Origin of the sequence: Methylobacterium sp. 2A (assembly GCF_009806555.1) — a bacterium.
Lineage (GTDB): Bacteria > Pseudomonadota > Alphaproteobacteria > Rhizobiales > Beijerinckiaceae > Methylobacterium.
This window is the reverse complement of sequence record NZ_VUOK01000056.1, coordinates 13,782-29,210: the sequence shown is the minus strand read 5'-3', so window position 1 is coordinate 29,210 and position 15,429 is coordinate 13,782. Positions and strand designations below refer to the sequence as shown.

General features: G+C 68.0%; 16 protein-coding genes and 1 pseudogene. 8 read left to right on the top strand and 9 right to left on the bottom strand.

All coding sequences use genetic code 11. The features are described 5' to 3' along the window. From FVE89_RS24560 to FVE89_RS24545, 4 genes are all read right to left on the bottom strand, one after another. On the bottom strand, window positions 1-1,773 hold the full coding sequence (locus FVE89_RS24560) for a Na/Pi cotransporter family protein (RefSeq protein ID WP_043388296.1): 1,773 nt from the start codon (window positions 1,771-1,773) through the stop codon (window positions 1-3). 258 nt (window positions 1,774-2,031) lie between these two features. After that, entirely contained in the window at window positions 2,032-3,708 is a 1,677-nt protein-coding gene (locus FVE89_RS24555) for an NRAMP family divalent metal transporter (protein WP_161392801.1), read from the bottom strand. Window positions 3,709-3,730: 22 nt separating this feature from the next. Continuing rightward, a complete protein-coding gene (gene hisE, locus FVE89_RS24550; RefSeq protein ID WP_127993401.1) occupies window positions 3,731-4,216 on the bottom strand; it encodes a phosphoribosyl-ATP diphosphatase in 486 nt (161 codons plus the stop codon). Window positions 4,217-4,474: 258 nt separating this feature from the next. Continuing rightward, complete coding sequence (locus FVE89_RS24545) at window positions 4,475-4,699, bottom strand: hypothetical protein (protein ID WP_043075366.1); 225 nt, start codon at window positions 4,697-4,699, stop codon at window positions 4,475-4,477. Window positions 4,700-5,043: 344 nt separating this feature from the next. On the opposite strand from FVE89_RS24545, the gene FVE89_RS24540 reads away from it, so the two are divergent. Beyond that, entirely contained in the window at window positions 5,044-5,370 is a 327-nt protein-coding gene (locus FVE89_RS24540; RefSeq protein WP_043075367.1) for a metal/formaldehyde-sensitive transcriptional repressor, read from the top strand. 262 nt (window positions 5,371-5,632) lie between these two features. Here FVE89_RS24540 and FVE89_RS24535 read toward each other — a convergent pair. Then, window positions 5,633-5,806: pseudogene (locus tag FVE89_RS24535) on the bottom strand (IS66 family transposase); the annotation flags it as partial. 92 nt (window positions 5,807-5,898) lie between these two features. On the opposite strand from FVE89_RS24535, the gene FVE89_RS24530 reads away from it, so the two are divergent. The 5 genes from FVE89_RS24530 to FVE89_RS24510 all read left to right on the top strand — a co-directional run bounded on the left by FVE89_RS24530 (window position 5,899) and on the right by FVE89_RS24510 (window position 9,216). Further along, window positions 5,899-6,558, top strand: coding sequence for a ParA family protein (locus FVE89_RS24530; RefSeq protein ID WP_043075369.1), 660 nt, complete (start codon window positions 5,899-5,901; stop codon window positions 6,556-6,558). Window positions 6,559-6,564: 6 nt separating this feature from the next. Then, window positions 6,565-6,861, top strand: coding sequence for a ribbon-helix-helix domain-containing protein (locus tag FVE89_RS24525; protein ID WP_127993403.1), 297 nt, complete (start codon window positions 6,565-6,567; stop codon window positions 6,859-6,861). 730 nt (window positions 6,862-7,591) lie between these two features. Then, entirely contained in the window at window positions 7,592-8,410 is an 819-nt protein-coding gene (locus tag FVE89_RS24520; protein WP_043075362.1) for a hypothetical protein, read from the top strand. 246 nt (window positions 8,411-8,656) lie between these two features. Beyond that, window positions 8,657-8,920, top strand: a complete 264-nt coding sequence (locus tag FVE89_RS24515; RefSeq protein WP_043075363.1) for a type II toxin-antitoxin system ParD family antitoxin — start codon at window positions 8,657-8,659, stop codon at window positions 8,918-8,920. Then, window positions 8,917-9,216 carry a type II toxin-antitoxin system RelE/ParE family toxin gene (locus FVE89_RS24510; RefSeq protein WP_043075364.1) on the top strand — a complete coding sequence of 100 codons (300 nt, stop codon included), beginning with the start codon at window positions 8,917-8,919 and terminating at the stop codon, window positions 9,214-9,216. Before FVE89_RS24515 ends, FVE89_RS24510 begins: the two co-directional genes overlap by 4 nt. Before the next feature lie 158 nt (window positions 9,217-9,374). On the opposite strand, the gene FVE89_RS24505 is transcribed toward FVE89_RS24510, so the two are convergent. After that, a complete protein-coding gene (locus FVE89_RS24505) occupies window positions 9,375-9,590 on the bottom strand; it encodes a hypothetical protein (RefSeq protein WP_043075365.1) in 216 nt (71 codons plus the stop codon). Window positions 9,591-9,924: 334 nt separating this feature from the next. Here FVE89_RS24505 and FVE89_RS24500 point away from each other — a divergent pair, with 334 nt between their 5' ends. Then, window positions 9,925-10,575: a SprT-like domain-containing protein gene (locus FVE89_RS24500; protein WP_127993405.1), complete on the top strand. Its 651-nt coding sequence runs from the start codon at window positions 9,925-9,927 to the stop codon at window positions 10,573-10,575. A gap of 51 nt (window positions 10,576-10,626) precedes the next feature. Here the strand turns inward: FVE89_RS24500 and FVE89_RS24495 are convergent, their stop codons facing one another. From FVE89_RS24495 to FVE89_RS24485, 3 genes are read right to left on the bottom strand one after another with little or no spacing between them, the layout of a single operon-like run. Beyond that, a complete protein-coding gene (locus tag FVE89_RS24495; RefSeq protein WP_230368544.1) occupies window positions 10,627-11,052 on the bottom strand; it encodes a hypothetical protein in 426 nt (141 codons plus the stop codon). Between the two features lie 52 nt (window positions 11,053-11,104). Continuing rightward, complete coding sequence (locus FVE89_RS24490; protein WP_043075337.1) at window positions 11,105-11,656, bottom strand: hypothetical protein; 552 nt, start codon at window positions 11,654-11,656, stop codon at window positions 11,105-11,107. Next, on the bottom strand, window positions 11,653-12,273 hold the full coding sequence (locus tag FVE89_RS24485) for a recombinase family protein (protein WP_043075338.1): 621 nt from the start codon (window positions 12,271-12,273) through the stop codon (window positions 11,653-11,655). The genes FVE89_RS24490 and FVE89_RS24485 overlap by 4 nt, the downstream gene beginning before the upstream one ends. A gap of 95 nt (window positions 12,274-12,368) precedes the next feature. On the opposite strand from FVE89_RS24485, the gene FVE89_RS24480 reads away from it, so the two are divergent. Continuing rightward, window positions 12,369-15,362, top strand: a complete 2,994-nt coding sequence (locus FVE89_RS24480; RefSeq protein ID WP_043075339.1) for a Tn3 family transposase — start codon at window positions 12,369-12,371, stop codon at window positions 15,360-15,362. Window positions 15,363-15,429 lie beyond the last annotated feature (67 nt).

Here is a 15,429-nt window from a genome sequence, read left to right as displayed (position 1 = left end):
TCAAGCTGCCGGCCGGAGGCTCGACGCCTCCTGAACCGGATCCTCGCCGTCGCCGCCCGGACCGCCGGCCGAGATGGTCTCGTCCTCGCCGCCGAGCACCGCCTCGTGCCGCCGTTCGAGCAGGGGCGCGCACAGCGCGGCGACGTGCGAGTGCACCCGGCGCAGATCGCGCAGCGTCCGCAGGAACAGCGCATTCGCCTCCGCCATCGCGGCCGGATCGGCGTCGTGCGGCGCATCGCGCAGGCGCGCGACGTGCCGGTCGATGGCCGCGCGCTCCAGCGCGCGCAGGAGACCCTTGCGCCGGGCCACCGACCGCGCGGCGTCGAGGTCGTCGCGTAGGAACGCAGCGAGCGCGAGCTGCAGGCTGGTGAGCGCCTCGGCGTGGAGCCGTTCGATGTCGGCGAGTTCCTCGACGGAGAACGGCTCGCCGGTCCGTTTCAGCCGCCGGCTGGCGAACGCGACCAGGTTATGGGCTATGATGTCACCGACGTGCTCGAGGTTGAGCACGAAGGTCAGGATCTCCTGGGCTCGCGCCTGCGCATCCGCCGAGACGGTGCCGACCTCCTCGCCGCCGAGGTCGGCCAGGTAACGCCGGATCGCGAGCCCGATCCGGTCGATGGCCGCGTCCCGCCGCCCGGCTGCACCGGCCAAGGTCCGATCTCCGGTGCGGAACGCCTGAAGGGCATCGCGCAGGGCTGCGCCGGCCAGATCCGCCATGTGCAGGGCTTCAAGGGCGGCGTTGGCGAGGGCCAGGCTCGGGGTCGCCAGGGCGGTGAGGTCGAGGTGGTGCGGGAGTTCCGCGATCGGCGCGTCTTGCCGTGCGCTCTCAGGCATGATCGGCGCGGGCAAGAGACGCGTGGTGAGGCGGCCAAGCGCGGCCGTCCAGGGTAGGACGAGGATGGCGAGCGCGAGGTTGAGCGCGAGGTGGAACGCCATGGCTCCGCGCGCGGGGTCAGCGACGCCGAACTCGGCGAGACCTGCGGTGATCGGGTCGAGGAGCGGCAGCGCGGCGGCGCAGCCGGCCGCTCGCACGAGCAGGTTGCCCAGGGGAAGCCGGCGCGCTGCCGGCGCACCGGCTGCTTCAAGATAGGGCGGCAGTGCCGCGCCGAGGTTGGCGCCGAGCACGAGGGCGAGGGCACCCTCAAGGGTGATCACGCCTGCACCCCCGAGCGAGACGATGAACAGGATCGCCGCCACGCTGGAATGAGCCGCCCAGGCGAGCATCGCCGCCGCCAGGACGGCCAGGACCGGCTCGGCCGCAAGCGCCCCCACGAGGCTGCGTAGGATCGGCGTGGCCTCGACGGCGGTGAGGCACTGTCCGAGCAACGCGAGCGCCGTCAGCATCAAGCCGAGGCCGATCAGTGCCCGGCCGAGATTGCGCGGTTTGGACCGATCCGCGCGCGCGCGGAACAACAGGAACCCGAACAGGATCAGGATGGGGGCGGCCGCGGCCACGTCGAAGGACAGCACCTGCACGATCAACGCCGTACCGACGTTGGCGCCGAGCATGAGGGCGAGGCCGGCCGAGAGGTCGAGGGTGCCGCTCGCGGCGAAGGCGGTCGCCATGAGCGCGGTGGCGGTGCTGCTCTGGAGCACCGCCGTGACGAGCAGACCCGCGAAACAGGCGCGTGCTCGGCCCTTGAGCCCGCGCCCGATCAGGTCGCGCAGCTCCGGCCCGAAGCCGCGGGCGAGGCCGGTCGTGACCATGTGCGTGCCCCACAGGAGCAGCGCGACGGCGCCCGCAATGTGCAAGAGGGTGAGCGTGCCGGTCATGGCGCCCGTCCGCATCGGCTCGAGGCCGCAGTGAAGTCGCCCAGGGCGTCACTCAGGATCCGGTCCGCGAGGGCAGCCGAACCCTGCGAGTCGGCCGTCAGCAGATCCGGCCGGCGATCGCGCAGGCACGCGAGGATCGCCGCGCGCCGCCACACAGCCGGGTCGTGCAGGCCGAGGTGGAGCGCGGCCAGGTCCGACCTGAGCCACCGGAGCAGGCCGGCTCGGACGGCGGCCGGGATGAAGCGCCGCCGCACCGGTCTAGCCCTCGCCGCCGAGGGCGAGGCCGACGATGCGCATCAGGACGAGGCCGCCAGCGACGACGAGGTAGGCGCGCAGCACCACCATCCACACGCGCGCCGGCAGCGACAGCTTGGCGAGCGGGAGCTGATCCAGCGGCGGCATCCGCCAGCGCTCGCGCGGCAAGGTTGCCCGGTCGCCGGCCGCGGGATCGACGGCCAACCCGTCGGCGCACGTGCGCCGACGCAGGAGCGCGAGCGCGCCCGCGGTGACCAGCGCGACGAGGCTGCCGCCGACGAGCACGCCGACGATGACGGTCTCGTTCGTGGCGTCCGGGAACAGGACGGACGCGGTCAGGATCAGCGAGAGCATCACAAGCACGGAGATCACCGCGCCGGTGAACAGGTTCATCGCGCGCCCGTTCACCCACGGCCCGAGCACGGCCCTGTCGTTGCACAGCAGGAGCAGGAACACGCTGGCGCTGGGCAGGAGCACGCCGGCCAGCGTCTGCACGGCGTTGGTGAGCAGGCCGAGCGGCGTGCCGGGCGTCAGCACCAACCCTGCGGCCAGTGCAATCAGTCCGGCGTAGACCAGGAAGAAGCCCTTGGCCTCGCCGGGCTTGCGATGCAGCGAGTGCCGCAGGGCGAGGACGTCGCCGATGGCGTAGGCGGTAGCCAGCGACACGGCGGCCGCGCCGATGATGCTGGCGTCGATGAGCGCGAGCGCGAACAGCACCGCCGGCACCGGGCCGACATACCGCTCCAGCCCCGCCGCGACCCCACCCGCGTCGCCGAAATTGCCGAACTCGGGCCTTCCGGCGAAGGTCGCGGCGCAGAAGGCCATCATCGCTACCGCGCCGACGATGACGAGCACGATGCCGAGGCAGAGATCGGCCTTCTCGTAGCGCATGAAGCGCGGCGTGATCCGCTTGTCGATGACGTAGCTCTGCTGGAAGAACAGCTGCCAGGGCGCCACCGTGGTGCCGACGATGGCGATGATCAGCAGCATCACCTCCGAGAGCTTGGCGCCCGCGGGGAGCCGCGGCACGAGGAAGTCCCGGGCGATCTGGCCCACCGGCGGGTGCACGATCAGCACCACGGGCATGAGCAGGAGGCTGCCGGCGACGAGCGCCAGCGCGAAGCGTTCGAAGCGGCGGAAGTCGCCGGTGCTCGCGGCCGCGATCACGAGGATTGCAGCTCCGAGCACGCCCCAGAGCTTTGGCACACCGAGATAGTCGAGGCCGAGGCTGATGCCGATGAACTCGGTGACGAGCGTCAGGGCGTTGAGGAGGAACAGGTCGATGACGCTGAACGCGCCCCAGAACCGGCCGAACCGCTCCAGGATGAGGCGGGCGTGCCCGACGCCCGTGACCGCGCCGAGGCGCAGCACCATCTCCTGGTTGACGAACAGGACCGGGATCAGCAGCGCCAGCGTCCACAGCAGCGCCGTGCCGTAGTTCTGGCCGGCCTGGGTGTAGGTGCCGAAGGCGCCGGCATCGTTGTCGCCGACCATGACGATGAGCCCGGGACCGAGGATCGCCAGGAGCGTCTTGAGGTGCGCCCCCCAGCCGAGCCGGGGGGCGTGATCGCCCTCGGCGATGGTGCCGAGCGCGCCGCGAATGTCGCCGCGATGGGCCTCGTCCAAGACGGCCGTGGCGGGAAGGCTGGACGCGTCGAGCGCCGAGGTGTGAGAGATCATAGGTGTCGTCCGACGCCGAGGATCAGGTGAAATCGTCGGCGGTGCGAACGCCGCCCGCTTCAGAGCTGCCCTTGGGCAGCTTCTCGGCGATGCCGAAGCGCTCGGCGCGCCGGTGCATCTCGGCCCAGATCTCGTCCGGGGCGATGCCGCACTCGCGCCAGAGCACGACGAGGTGGTAGAGCAGATCGGCGCTCTCGCGCACGGTGGCGCGAGCGTGCTGGCGCGACGCCTCGAGTGCGACCTCGCCCGCCTCCTCGATCAGCTTCTGCGCCATGCGCTTGGCGCCGGCCGCGAGCAGTCGCGCGGTGCGTGGGTTGGTCTGCGGGGAGACCAGATCGAGCGCGGCGTAGAGCCTGGCGATCTCATCGGGCCCTGTCGCGCGGGCACCCTCGAGCTCGCCGGGACAGGACGGGGCAAGCCGGCCTCCCGGGCCGGCATCGCCATCCGCCGCCGCAAAGGACGGCACGCCGCGACGCGGCGGCAGGGGATCGCGGACGAGAGAAACCATGCCTGATGACTCCGAGCTTGGGTCGCGTGCGACCGGCTGGACTCGGGCAGGGCATTCCGGTGCGGTTCAGGCCGCTCGCGAGGAGAGGTTGTCGCGCCAGGTGACGCCGTGCTCGCGATCCGAGCCGGGGCGGGTGTGGTAGATCCGTCGGTCGCGCGCGCGACTAGGAGGCTCCACGGTGGATGAAGATCGGCCTGTCATGGTGCTTTCACGGCGCGGAGCCGCCGATACCTGAGCGGGTATCGGCGGCTTGTCGGATCAGCGGGGTGCGAGTTGCCAGGCGCAGACGAGACGATCCGCTTCGTCGCGTCGCCAGACGGCGACGACGTGATCGGCCGCCCACTTGGCCGGTGCCAACGTGTCACCGGTGACGGGACGCGTCGATGTGGGAGCGGCCGGGCTGGCGCCGCTGCGCCGCTGAGGGAAGAGCCCGGACCGCAGCGCGTAGGGCAGCGCGGGCGCGAGGGCGTGGACGAAAGCCATGGTCACCTCCTGTTCGTCGGGTGGTTGCGGATGCGACCCGAGAGGAGGTTGGAGCGCCAGCTGACGGAGCTGGCGAGACGAGGTCTTGCCGGCTCAGACCGTCAGATGATGGCGCCCCGCTCCGCGCGGGTCGACCATCCCCCGCCGGCGCGAGCCCGCACCGGACGGTGCGCGGCCTTCACCGATGGAGGACGAGGGTCTAGATCGAGGGTTCATCGGTCCCGAGGCGTTGACATCGGACCCGGCGCGCGGCCGGATACCTGACCGGGTATGGTGACGGGGCTGACGGCTGTCAAGCCGAGTTCTTTAGAAAAGTTCTAAAATTGAAAGGTTGGACGAGTTCGATGGCGAGACGGGATGACGGCGTCGACGCGGGAGCACAGGCTCGGAGTGACACGCACGTACTGCGGGACAAGCGCGGGCTGGTGAACCGGGTGCGGCGCCTGCGCGGTCAGGTCGACGCCATCGAGCGCGCCTTGCAGGGCGAGTCGAGCTGCTCCGATCTTCTGCAGCGCATCACCGCCGCGCGGGGTGCGATCAATGGTCTGATGGCCGAGGTTCTGGAGGAGCATGTCCGCGAGTATCTGATCCCGCAGGCCGACTTGCCCGAGGGGACGCGCGAGGACGCCGGCGAGGAACTGATCGAGATTATTCACTCATATTTGACTTAGATCACGTTAATAATATGTATAGATTTTTTTATTAGATCTAAATAAATAAATTATAGTAATAATCTTTTCAAGATATGTAAAACTATGATTCTTAGTCTTGGTGTGTTGAGCCCGAGCCGATCGCTTGATTCGTTCGATACCGGTTACGCCTGCCGAGTGCACTGTCCGGCAGCCTCTAGCTCGGCCGCCATCTGCAGGGTTTCCCACGGGCGCTGCTCGGCCAGACGAAGTAGTAGCGTCATGGTCTTGGTCACGCAGGAGAACGCAGCAAGCGCTCACATCCGTTGTTGATGATCTCGACCGTGCCGGGATGATCGAGGACGACCAAGAGCTGGTTGCGGGCGTAACCGATTTTAGCCTGCAAATCACGCGTCAGGTCGCAACGGCTCGATGCAAACAGGATCTCGGGCAGTCGCCGCTCGAGCGACCGGCGCTTGGGAGGCCAGATTTGCAGATTTGTGTAAATTTTTCTTGACGTAGTTCGATCAAGCTTCAAAGTACGCGTTGCAGAAAGCTGGAGTGACTCGGGTGCAAATCATCGCGGTGGCCGCGCGCAAAGGCGGCGTCGGCAAGACGACCCTTGTCACCCATCTCTCGGTAGCTTCGTGGCAGGCCGGCTTGAGGACAAAAGTGATTGATCTAGACCCGCAGACCACAGCGTCTGAATGGGCGGACGCCCGAGGTGATGACGCTCCCGACGTGATCTCAGCTCAAAGCAATCGCCTATCAAAGATTCTGGAGGCAATTCGCGAGGACACAGACATCGTCTATCTCGACACGCCGCCAGCAGCCGGCGACGCCGGTGCAGCGGCAATCGAGGCGGCCAACCTCGTCCTTATCCCTTGCCGCATCCAGGCTGCCGACCTTGCGGCTGTCTTGCGGTCCTACGACAGCGCGAGAGGTCAGGACCGGCGTGCGGTTGTCGTATTCAACGATGAGAGCCCGCAGCGAAGAAAATCGATCGTGGACGAGACAAACACCGTACTGGCCATGAAGGGGATTGAGACGGCGCCGGTGGTGATCCATTCGCGGATCGCCTACGGCGAGAGCCAGGATCAAGGCCGAACCGTTTTAGAAACGGATCCCAACAGCGTGGCGGCCGACGAGATGCGCCAGCTTTACACCTGGGTCACAAAGCAGTTAAATCAGAAAGGTGCAAAGGCGGAAAAATCCGCTTCGAAAAAGTGATAGCTTATGGCACGCATTTCCGGGGATGATTTCGCAAAACGACTGGAAGCGAAGACCAGACCCGTTGAGCCCCAGCGCATCGATCCGCCTGCTCATCGGCCAGATCGCACTGCGGCTCTTTCCAGAAAGGAGCAGTTAAGCCGTCAGGGCCTGTCGTTCACTGGCTATTACGTGAACGAAAAGGCGCGCGAACAGCTACGCGACCTCGCCTATCGGACCCGCCGAGACAAGCAGGATCTATTCAGAGAGGCGATGAATCTCCTATTCGAAAAATACGATATGGACGCCGTTTCCTACGACTAATCGGGGACCCGGACGCCAAGGTGCTTTTGCGCAACGCAAGATTTGTAGATTTGCAAAAATTTGGAAAGGCATAACTTTGCAAAAAGATTAATACCAATTTGTGCCGCCGGATAGCGGCTCGCCGTTTTGCCTTTCTGCCTCCTTCGCCGCGGTCCGGTCGCCCTACATCGAGGCGAATGCATCGTGGACTGCCTTCAGGGCTGGCGGCCCAGGAAAGGCTGCGGACTTCTCCGGAGCCGCTTAAGCCAGCGCGGCGCACGGCAGTGCGGTTCCAAGACACAGACCAACGAGGAAGGTCGCGAGTCGCCACGAACCTCCAGCAGCAGCGCTCAACAATCTGGCTCCGCTGCCGTTCGCCTACGCCAACACCTTACGTCGGCTTAAATCGATGACGGCCGCGGAGACGCCAACGTTGACTTAAGCGTGGCGTCCGGCCGACATGCGCAATCCGGCTGACGCGCCTCGCGCGAGTCGCTGGCACCATAAGGAGACCACGCCGCCGCAAGTCGACCCCTGAAAAGGCAACGGGCCCCCGGTCGCCAAACCGAGAGCCCGTCAAAATCGAAAAAGTGGCCGCGAGGGCCCTCAACCATCCCTCACAAGCCATGAGACGCCCCTGGGCGTCAAGCGGGAATGATAATTCCCGCGATGATGAGGCTTTGCCTTGTGGACCGGACGCCATCGCGGTGGCCCGGAACGACCTGTTGCGGCCCGATGAGGGTCGAGAGACGTGTTTGCAGACGAAATCCGCCGCGCCATCGAGGCTGCGAGCCGAATCACCCTGCCCCAGGTCACAGCGCTGCTCTGGCGCGCCTATGGGGAAGGAAAGGTCACGGAAGCCGAGGCCGAAGCGCTGTCAGGGCTAATCGAGACGCGCACAGACGCGCCTGCAGCTCGCCGTCTACCGGCAGATTTGCGACTCAGTCCCGAGGCTGAATTCCCACCCACGACCCAGGATCGTGCAGGATCACCCAGGAGGGCCGTCGGCTCGCGCCCGCGCACGGACGCTTCGCTGGAGCGCCGTCGCCGCTGGGCTGCCTCGGGGCGGCTCCCGCCGGGGCTCGCGGCCCGGTTCACGCTGGCCGAGCAGGCGGTCCTCGCCCTCGTGGCGGCCGAGACCGTACGGCGGAAGGACTGCCGGCTGTCGATCGAGAACATGGCCGCGGTGGCCGGCGTGTGCCGCTCGACCGTGAAGAACGCGATCCGTGAGGCATGCCGGCTCGGACTGCTGACCGTCGAGGAGCGGGCGATCACCGGCTTCCGCAACGACACCAACATCGTCCGCGTTATCTCGGCCGAGTGGCTGGCGTGGCTGCGGCTGGCGCGGCGCGGCGACACCCTCCCGAACCGGAGAGGTCAGGCGGCTCCCGTCTTCTCTCAAGGGGGAGGGGTCAAAAGCGTGACCAGCACGGATACTCAAGTTCTAGACCTGTCAGAATCGAGGAAAACAGAACCGTCGCAATGCTGCCGGAGGGCAGCGGGCGACCTCGACCGGAGCGCGCGCGCAGGAATCCGCGCGGATCGTGGCGGGGCCAGAGCCATGCGGTGATCGCATGCGACAGGGCCGCGACGTCCGTCCTGCCGAACGCACCGTCCGACCGAGCGAGCCCGGGTGGCTCAGGATGGCGCTCAGGACCCGAACGCTTCCGTCGTGCCGGAAACATCACCTTCCGCGCGGGTCGGAGATTCTGAACCGAATACGGTGGAGAGCCGTGAGGCGGCGCCCGCCGGTTGCGCCTCACGGCGTTGATAACAGTTATCCATCCATGCCAGAATGCTCGGAGGAGGAGCCGTCATGCCCAGCAGCGCCGATCTCGGTCCCCGGCTCGAACGGTACGTGACCAGCCTGGTGACGACCGGACGCTACAACTCGCGCAGCGAAGTGCTGCGCGAGGGCGTGCGCTTGGTCGAGGAACGGGAAAAGCGCCTCGTCGCGCTCGATGCCGCGATCGCCCGCGGCTTGGCCGACGCCGACGAGGGGCGGGTCACGCCGGCCGAGCGAGTCGCTGAGCGCCTGACGGCCAAGTATCGGGCCCGGGCGGAAGCCGGGGAGGCATGATCGTCGTCTTTACCGAAGAGGCGGAGGTCGATCTTGAGCACATCGCGAACTACATCGCCGAGGCGAATCCCCGCCGTGCGGTGAGCTTCGTCGACGAGCTGGTCGACTGCTGCCAGCGGCTGGCCGAGGCCCCGCAAGGATACCCGCTGGTCCCGCGCTACCGGCACAGCGGCGTGCGCCGCCGCTCCTATGGCCGATACCTGGTGTTCTATCGGGTCGGCGCGGACCGCATCGATATCCTGCACGTCCTCCACGGGGCCCAGGATTACGAGGCGATCCTGTTCCCGGGTGATTGAGCGGCGCCTTCGCACCCGGCCGGTATGGCTGAGCCGCCCCGGTCTCCCTCGCGATGGACACCGCAAACAGCGCGTAGCGGATCAGTCACTCACAACCCCACGACCCAGGCGCGTTCACGAACGTCAGTGCGTACGATCGGGCGACATCGGGAAGCGAGTCAGCGCGCAGGCCGATCCTGCGGAAGCCCGCACGCTCCCCGGCGGCATGCCGCCGGGGAGCGTGCGAGCAGGGCGTAGGGCCTGTGGCGGCCGCCGATCAGGGCCTCGACCAGCAGCCGCTCGACCTCCGGGACCGTGTTCGGTCGCGGCCGGCCGAGGATGCGGGCGACGCCCGCGGCATCGTCGGCGCTGCGGGTGAGGCGCGTGAAGAACACGCCTTTTCCGCGATGTCGTCCCGGTCGTACAGGCAGAGCTCTCTAGCATAGCCGAACAGGACGGTGATCCGGTCTTCGCGGCTGAGGCCTGCGGCGTCGACCGGCACGGCCGGCAACGCGGCGGCGTTGGCCGCATCGAAGCGCTCCAGGCCGAGCGTGACGCATGACGGGCCGAGGCCGAGCCGCTGGCTGGTCACCGCGTCCGGTCCGCCTGGATGGACCGAGCTGGCGGGAGGCTGACCGACGTCGAACCCTCGAACTCGTCCGTGGTTGTTTCGTACGATCCAACTACCGATGGTCCCCAAGCGGACCGGACCATATTGTTTCGTACGATATGTCCAGATCGCCGACCGACCCGACCACCCGGACCTATTCCGGGCTGACCGACGCCTACGCGTTCTTCAATGCCCGGCTGTTCACCGGCCGGCTGCCTGCGTGCCTGATCACCATGCAGCGCAAGTCCAAGGCCTACGGATATTTCGCCGGCCGCCGCTTCACCACGCCCGACGGCGTCGAGGTCACCGACGAGATCGCGCTCAACCCCCGGCACTTCGCCGAGCGCTCGACCGAGGCGACGCTCGCCACCCTGGTGCGCGAGATGGTCCACCTGCAGCAAGCGCATTTCGGCACGCCGTCCCGTCCCGGCTACCACAACCGAGAATGGGCCGAACTGATGCGCACGGTCGGGCTGATCCCGACCGCGACCGGCGAACCGGGCGGCAAGCAGACCGGGCAGCAAGTGGGTCACACGATCGAGCCGGGCGGCCGGTTCGCCCTGGCCTGCGCCGAGCTGATCGAGGCGCAAGGCTTCAGCGTGCCCTACGTCGAGCTCCGGAACGAGGCCGAGCGCGAGGCGCGGGAGCGGAAGGCGGCGAGCAAGACCCGGTACACCTGCCCGAGCTGCGGGGCGAACGCCTGGGCCAAGCCGGGGACCCGGCTCGCCTGCGAGGTCTGTCATCGATCGATGGAGGTGCGACGGCGTTGACGCGCGATGGCGCTCTGTTTGTTTCGTACGATCGATAGCGCGTCGGGGCGATCACTCCAGCAGCCAAGCCACGGGCCGCCACGCGAACACCCGGCGCAGCAGGCGGCGGCCGAGGAGGGCCGCGAGCCCGGCCCCGAGCATGAGCCAGGCCGGGCCCCAGGCGATGAGCCTGTCGCGCAGCGTCAGGTAGATCACCGCGGGAACACCCCCGACCGGCGCGACCGTCCCCTCCGTCCAGAGCGGGAGCTCGCAGTACCGCCGATTCGACGCCGCATCCGTCTTGAGCTGCGACGGGGTGCAGGACTGGCTCATCTGGCTGCGCAGGTCGGGGTTGGCCGCGACCAGGGCGAGCCACGCCGGGCCGTCGGAGCGCTGGGTCAGGCCCGCCCACTTGGCGTCCAGGCCGAGCGTGTCCCTGCGCCCGAGCCAGTAGCCCGCGCCGCCGCACAGGATGGGGTGCCGACATAGGACGGGCACAAAACCACGCTAAGGAGACAAACGAGGAACGAAGTTTGGGTTGGAGCGATGCTCAGGGGCCCAGTTCACCTGAGAGAAGGTACAGCTCCCATGTGGCGCGGCCCCGGGCGCTGATGGTCAACCTCTCGGGACTGCTCGGGGCGCTCTCCAGCAGGCCCAATTTGACCAACGGTCGGATCGAACTGGCGCTGATCACATCCTTGAGCTCGGGTTCGTAACCCTCGACGACGAGCCGCCAGCCCTGGGTTCCCCGTTCGGTCAGAGCGGGTTCGAGATGCCCGAGGCGCAGGCGATTGCCCTGACGGCCAAGGATGAACAGGCAGCAGGACCAGAATGCGTTCCTAGGACGCGGCGGAATGAACCCCCATTCGAGCGGGCCAGCCGTCGGCTCGGTCACCGGCGAGGCCGATCGGTGCGGGTCCTGGGCATCGGCGAAGCCTTGCTTGTAGGCGCGCTCCAGGGCTCGGGCGATCGTGCCGGCGGTATCGACGGCCCGGCCGTATTTCCGATCGTACCGATCCTTGAAGACGATCGCCCGAGCCTCCTCGCGGAAGTCGACCTTGCGGTAGGCGTTGGCCGGGGGCTTGCGCGGCGGCCGGCTCACGGGCGGACTCCGGCCACCGGTTTGCGATGGCGTTTGACGATCTCCGCCACTGTGTTCTTGCTGAGCCCGAGTTCGCGGCCGATCAGCCGGTAGCTCCGCCCGGCCTCGATCAGGGCCAAAACCTTCGGGGCGAGACGGTCGGATTTCGGCCTCTGGCCGGTCTGCCGCCCGAGCACCCGGCCCCGTGCCCGGGCCGCCGCCAGGCCCGAGCGGACACGCTCGCGCAGGAGTTCGCGCTCGAACTCGGCGATCCCGGCCAGCACCGTGGCCATCATGCGGCCGGTCGCGCTCGCCAGGTCGAAGGTCATGCCGCTCATCGCCACGACAGAGACGCGCCGGGCTTCGAGTTCACGCAGGGTTTCGAGAAGGTCGAGGGTCGAGCGGCCCCAGCGCGACAGCTCCGTCACCAGCACCACGTCGATCCGGCGGGCTTGCGCCAGCGCCATGACCTTGCGGCGCTCGATACGGTCGAGCTTCACCCCCGAGCCGGTTTCCCTGAACACGCCGACCACCGCGTAGCCGGCGCGCTCGGCGAAGGCACGCAGATCGCGCTCCTGACGCTCGCAGGATTGGTCCGCGGTCGAGACCCGGCAATAGATCGCCGCGCTCTGTCCCAATTGAACCCTCCCGGCCCTGCGCCCGCCAAGTCCTTGTTCCAGCTTGGCCTGCCGGCATCGCAAATAGCCATTACTCCAATTGGGACAGAGCCGCCATGCCACGCCGCCGAGCCGTGACCCGAACCCAACTCGACGCGTTGCTCGCCCTGGCGACGGACGAAGCCGACCTCGTCCGTTACTATACCCTGTCTCCAGCCGACCTCGCGGTCATCGCCCGGCGGCGGCGGGCTCACAATCGCCTCGGCTTTGCCGTCCAGCTCTGCGCACTGCGCTATCCGGGGCGTCTGCTCCATCGCGGTGAAGTCGTGCCGCGGGAGGTTCTGACGTTCATCGCCGACCAGCTCGATCTGCCCTCGGACGCTCTGGTCGACTACGCCATCCGGTCCCAGACCCGCTACGACCAACTCCAGGCCCTCTACACCGCGTTCGGGTTCAGGACCTTTGCCCGGCCCGATCGCATCGCGATGGCCCGATGGCTGCTGCCCCAGGCCCTGGCCACGACGAGTGGCACAACGCTCGCCCGGCTTCTCATGGAGGAGCTTCGCCGCCGGGCCATCGCCGCACCGGGTCCCACGGTGATCGAGCGTCTGACCGCCGACGCCTTGTCTCAGGCGGACCGGTATGTGGACCGTCAGATCGATGCCCGGCTCGACAATCGCCGGCGTGCCGCATTGGACGCCCTTCTGGACGTTCCCGCCGAGGCTGTGCTGAGCCCGCTCGCCTGGGCGCGTCAGCCACCGGGAGCGGCAGGACATCGCGCGTTGGTGCGCCTTCTCGGCCAGCTCGGGCGGCTTCGATCCCTCGGGCTCGACGCTACGCTCGTCGAGGCGATCCAAACCGATCGCCGCCAAGCCCTGGCCCGCGAAGGAATGCGCCTGTCCGCACAACACCTGAAGAGCCTGTCGCCCCTCCGGCGGCACGCCGTCCTCGCCGTCACCGCGCTGGACGCCATGACCCGCCTTACCGACGAAGCCGTCGGCCTGTTCGACCGGCTCGTGGGAGGGCTGTTCCGGCGGGCCGAGCGACGCGCCGCCTCCGAGTTGCAGGCCAACGCGCGGGCCGTCAACGACAAGATCCGGCTCCTCGCCCGCGTCGGGCATGCGTTGATCGCGGTGCGCGACGCACGAGGCGACGCCTTCGCGGCGATCGAGAGCGTCATCTCCTGGGACGGCTTCATGCGTGCGGTCGCCGAAGCGGATCGCCTGTCCCGTCCGGACGGAGCCGACCATGCCGCCCTTGCCGCCGCCAGTCACGGGCTCGTGCGCCGGATCGGCCCCCTGTTCCTCGACAGCTTCGCGTTCCATGGGATCGCCAGCACGGATGGCCTCCTGCGGGCGGTCGAGCGCATGCGCGTCTTCTATCGCGGGACGCGCCGCACGCTCCCAGGCGACCTACCGACCGGGTTCGTTCGGCATGGCTGGCGGAGCGCGGTCCTGCGCGGCGGTCACCTCGATGCCGCCGCTTACGAACTCTGCCTCTTCGCAGAGTTGCGCGACAGGCTGCGCGCCGGGGATGTCTGGGTCGCCGGCAGCCGGCAGTACCGTGCCATCGAAGACCAGATGATCCCGCAGGCACTGTTCACCACGATGCGGCAGGCAGGACCGCTGCCGCTCGCCGTTCCGGACGATCCGTCCGTCTATCTGCAAATGCGCAAGACGCTCCTCGGAGAGCGCCTGGACCAAGTGGAACGGCGTGCCGACCGCAACCTCCTCGCCGACGTCCGCATCTCCGCGACCGCCTTGCGGATCACCGCGCCACAGGCGATCACCCCCGAGGCCGCCGAAGATCTGGCCGCCCGCATCCAGGCCCTGATGCCGCGGATCCGGATCACGGATCTCGTCGCCGAAGTCGACGGCTGGACCGGTCTTTGCGACCACTTCACCCATCTCCGGACGGGCTTGCCGACGTCCGATCGGCGCATCGTCCTGACGGCGGTGCTGGCCGACGCCACCAATCTCGGTCTCACCCGCATGGCCGACGCCTGCGCGGTGGCCAGCTACCGCCAGCTCGCCTGGACGGCCGGATGGCATCTGAACGAGGACAACTATGGCCGGGCGCTGGCCGCGGTCGTCGCCGCTCAACACGCTCATCCCCTGGCCGCCGCGTTCGGGGCTGCGGTCGTGTCGAGTTCCGACGGGCAGCACTTCCCGCTCGGTGGGCACGCCGAGGGCGCCGGGACGATCAATCCGCACAAGGGATCTCACCCCGCCGTCTCGTTCTACACATTCATCTCCGGCCGCTATGCCCCGTTCCACACGAAGGTCATCTCGGCGACCGAGGGCGAAGCCGCCCACGTCATCGATGGCCTTCTCTACCATGGCGGCGGCGTCGACATCGCGATCCACCACACCGATGGCGGTGGCGTCTCGGACCATGTGTTCGGGCTCTGCCATCTGCTCGGCTTCCGCTTCGCGCCGCGCATCCCGAACCTCTCCGATCGCAGGCTCCATGCCTTTGCCCCGGCCGGGCGATGGCCGACGCTCGAACCGTTCCTGGCCGGCCGGATCGACGAAGCGTTGATCACGCGCCATTGGGACGACCTCCTGCGCTTGGCGACCTCCGTGCGCGTGGGCAGCGTGCCCGCCTCGCTGATGTTGCGGCGCCTCGGATCCTATCCGCGCCAAAACGGGCTGGCCCTGGCGCTGCGGGAGCTGGGGCGGATCGAGCGCACCCTGTTCACCCTCGACTGGCTGGAGGATCCCGGCCTGCGCCGACAGGCGAGCGCGGAACTGAACAAGGGCGAGTCCCGCAACGCGCTCGCTCGGGCGGTCTGCTTCCATCGCCTCGGGCGCATACGGGATCGCGACGCGGAGAGCCGTCAACATCGCGCCAGCGGCCTGAACCTGGTTGTGGCCGCGATCATCCTCTGGAACACGGTCTACATGGACCGCGCCATCCGTCAGTTGCGCCGCCAGGGCGAGCCCGTTCCGGACGATTTGCTCGCTCACCTGGCACCGCTCGGCTGGCAGCACATCAACCTCACCGGCGATTACATCTGGACCGGAGAAGCGGCGATCGGGCTCGATGGCTTCAGACCCCTCAACCGCAAGCACACTGACAGGTCCGATGTTCTTGCTCTGTCCGCTTAGCGTGGTTTTGTGCCCGTCCTATGTCGGCCCCCCGAGAGGCGTTATCGGACAGGGTCTTCACGGCTGA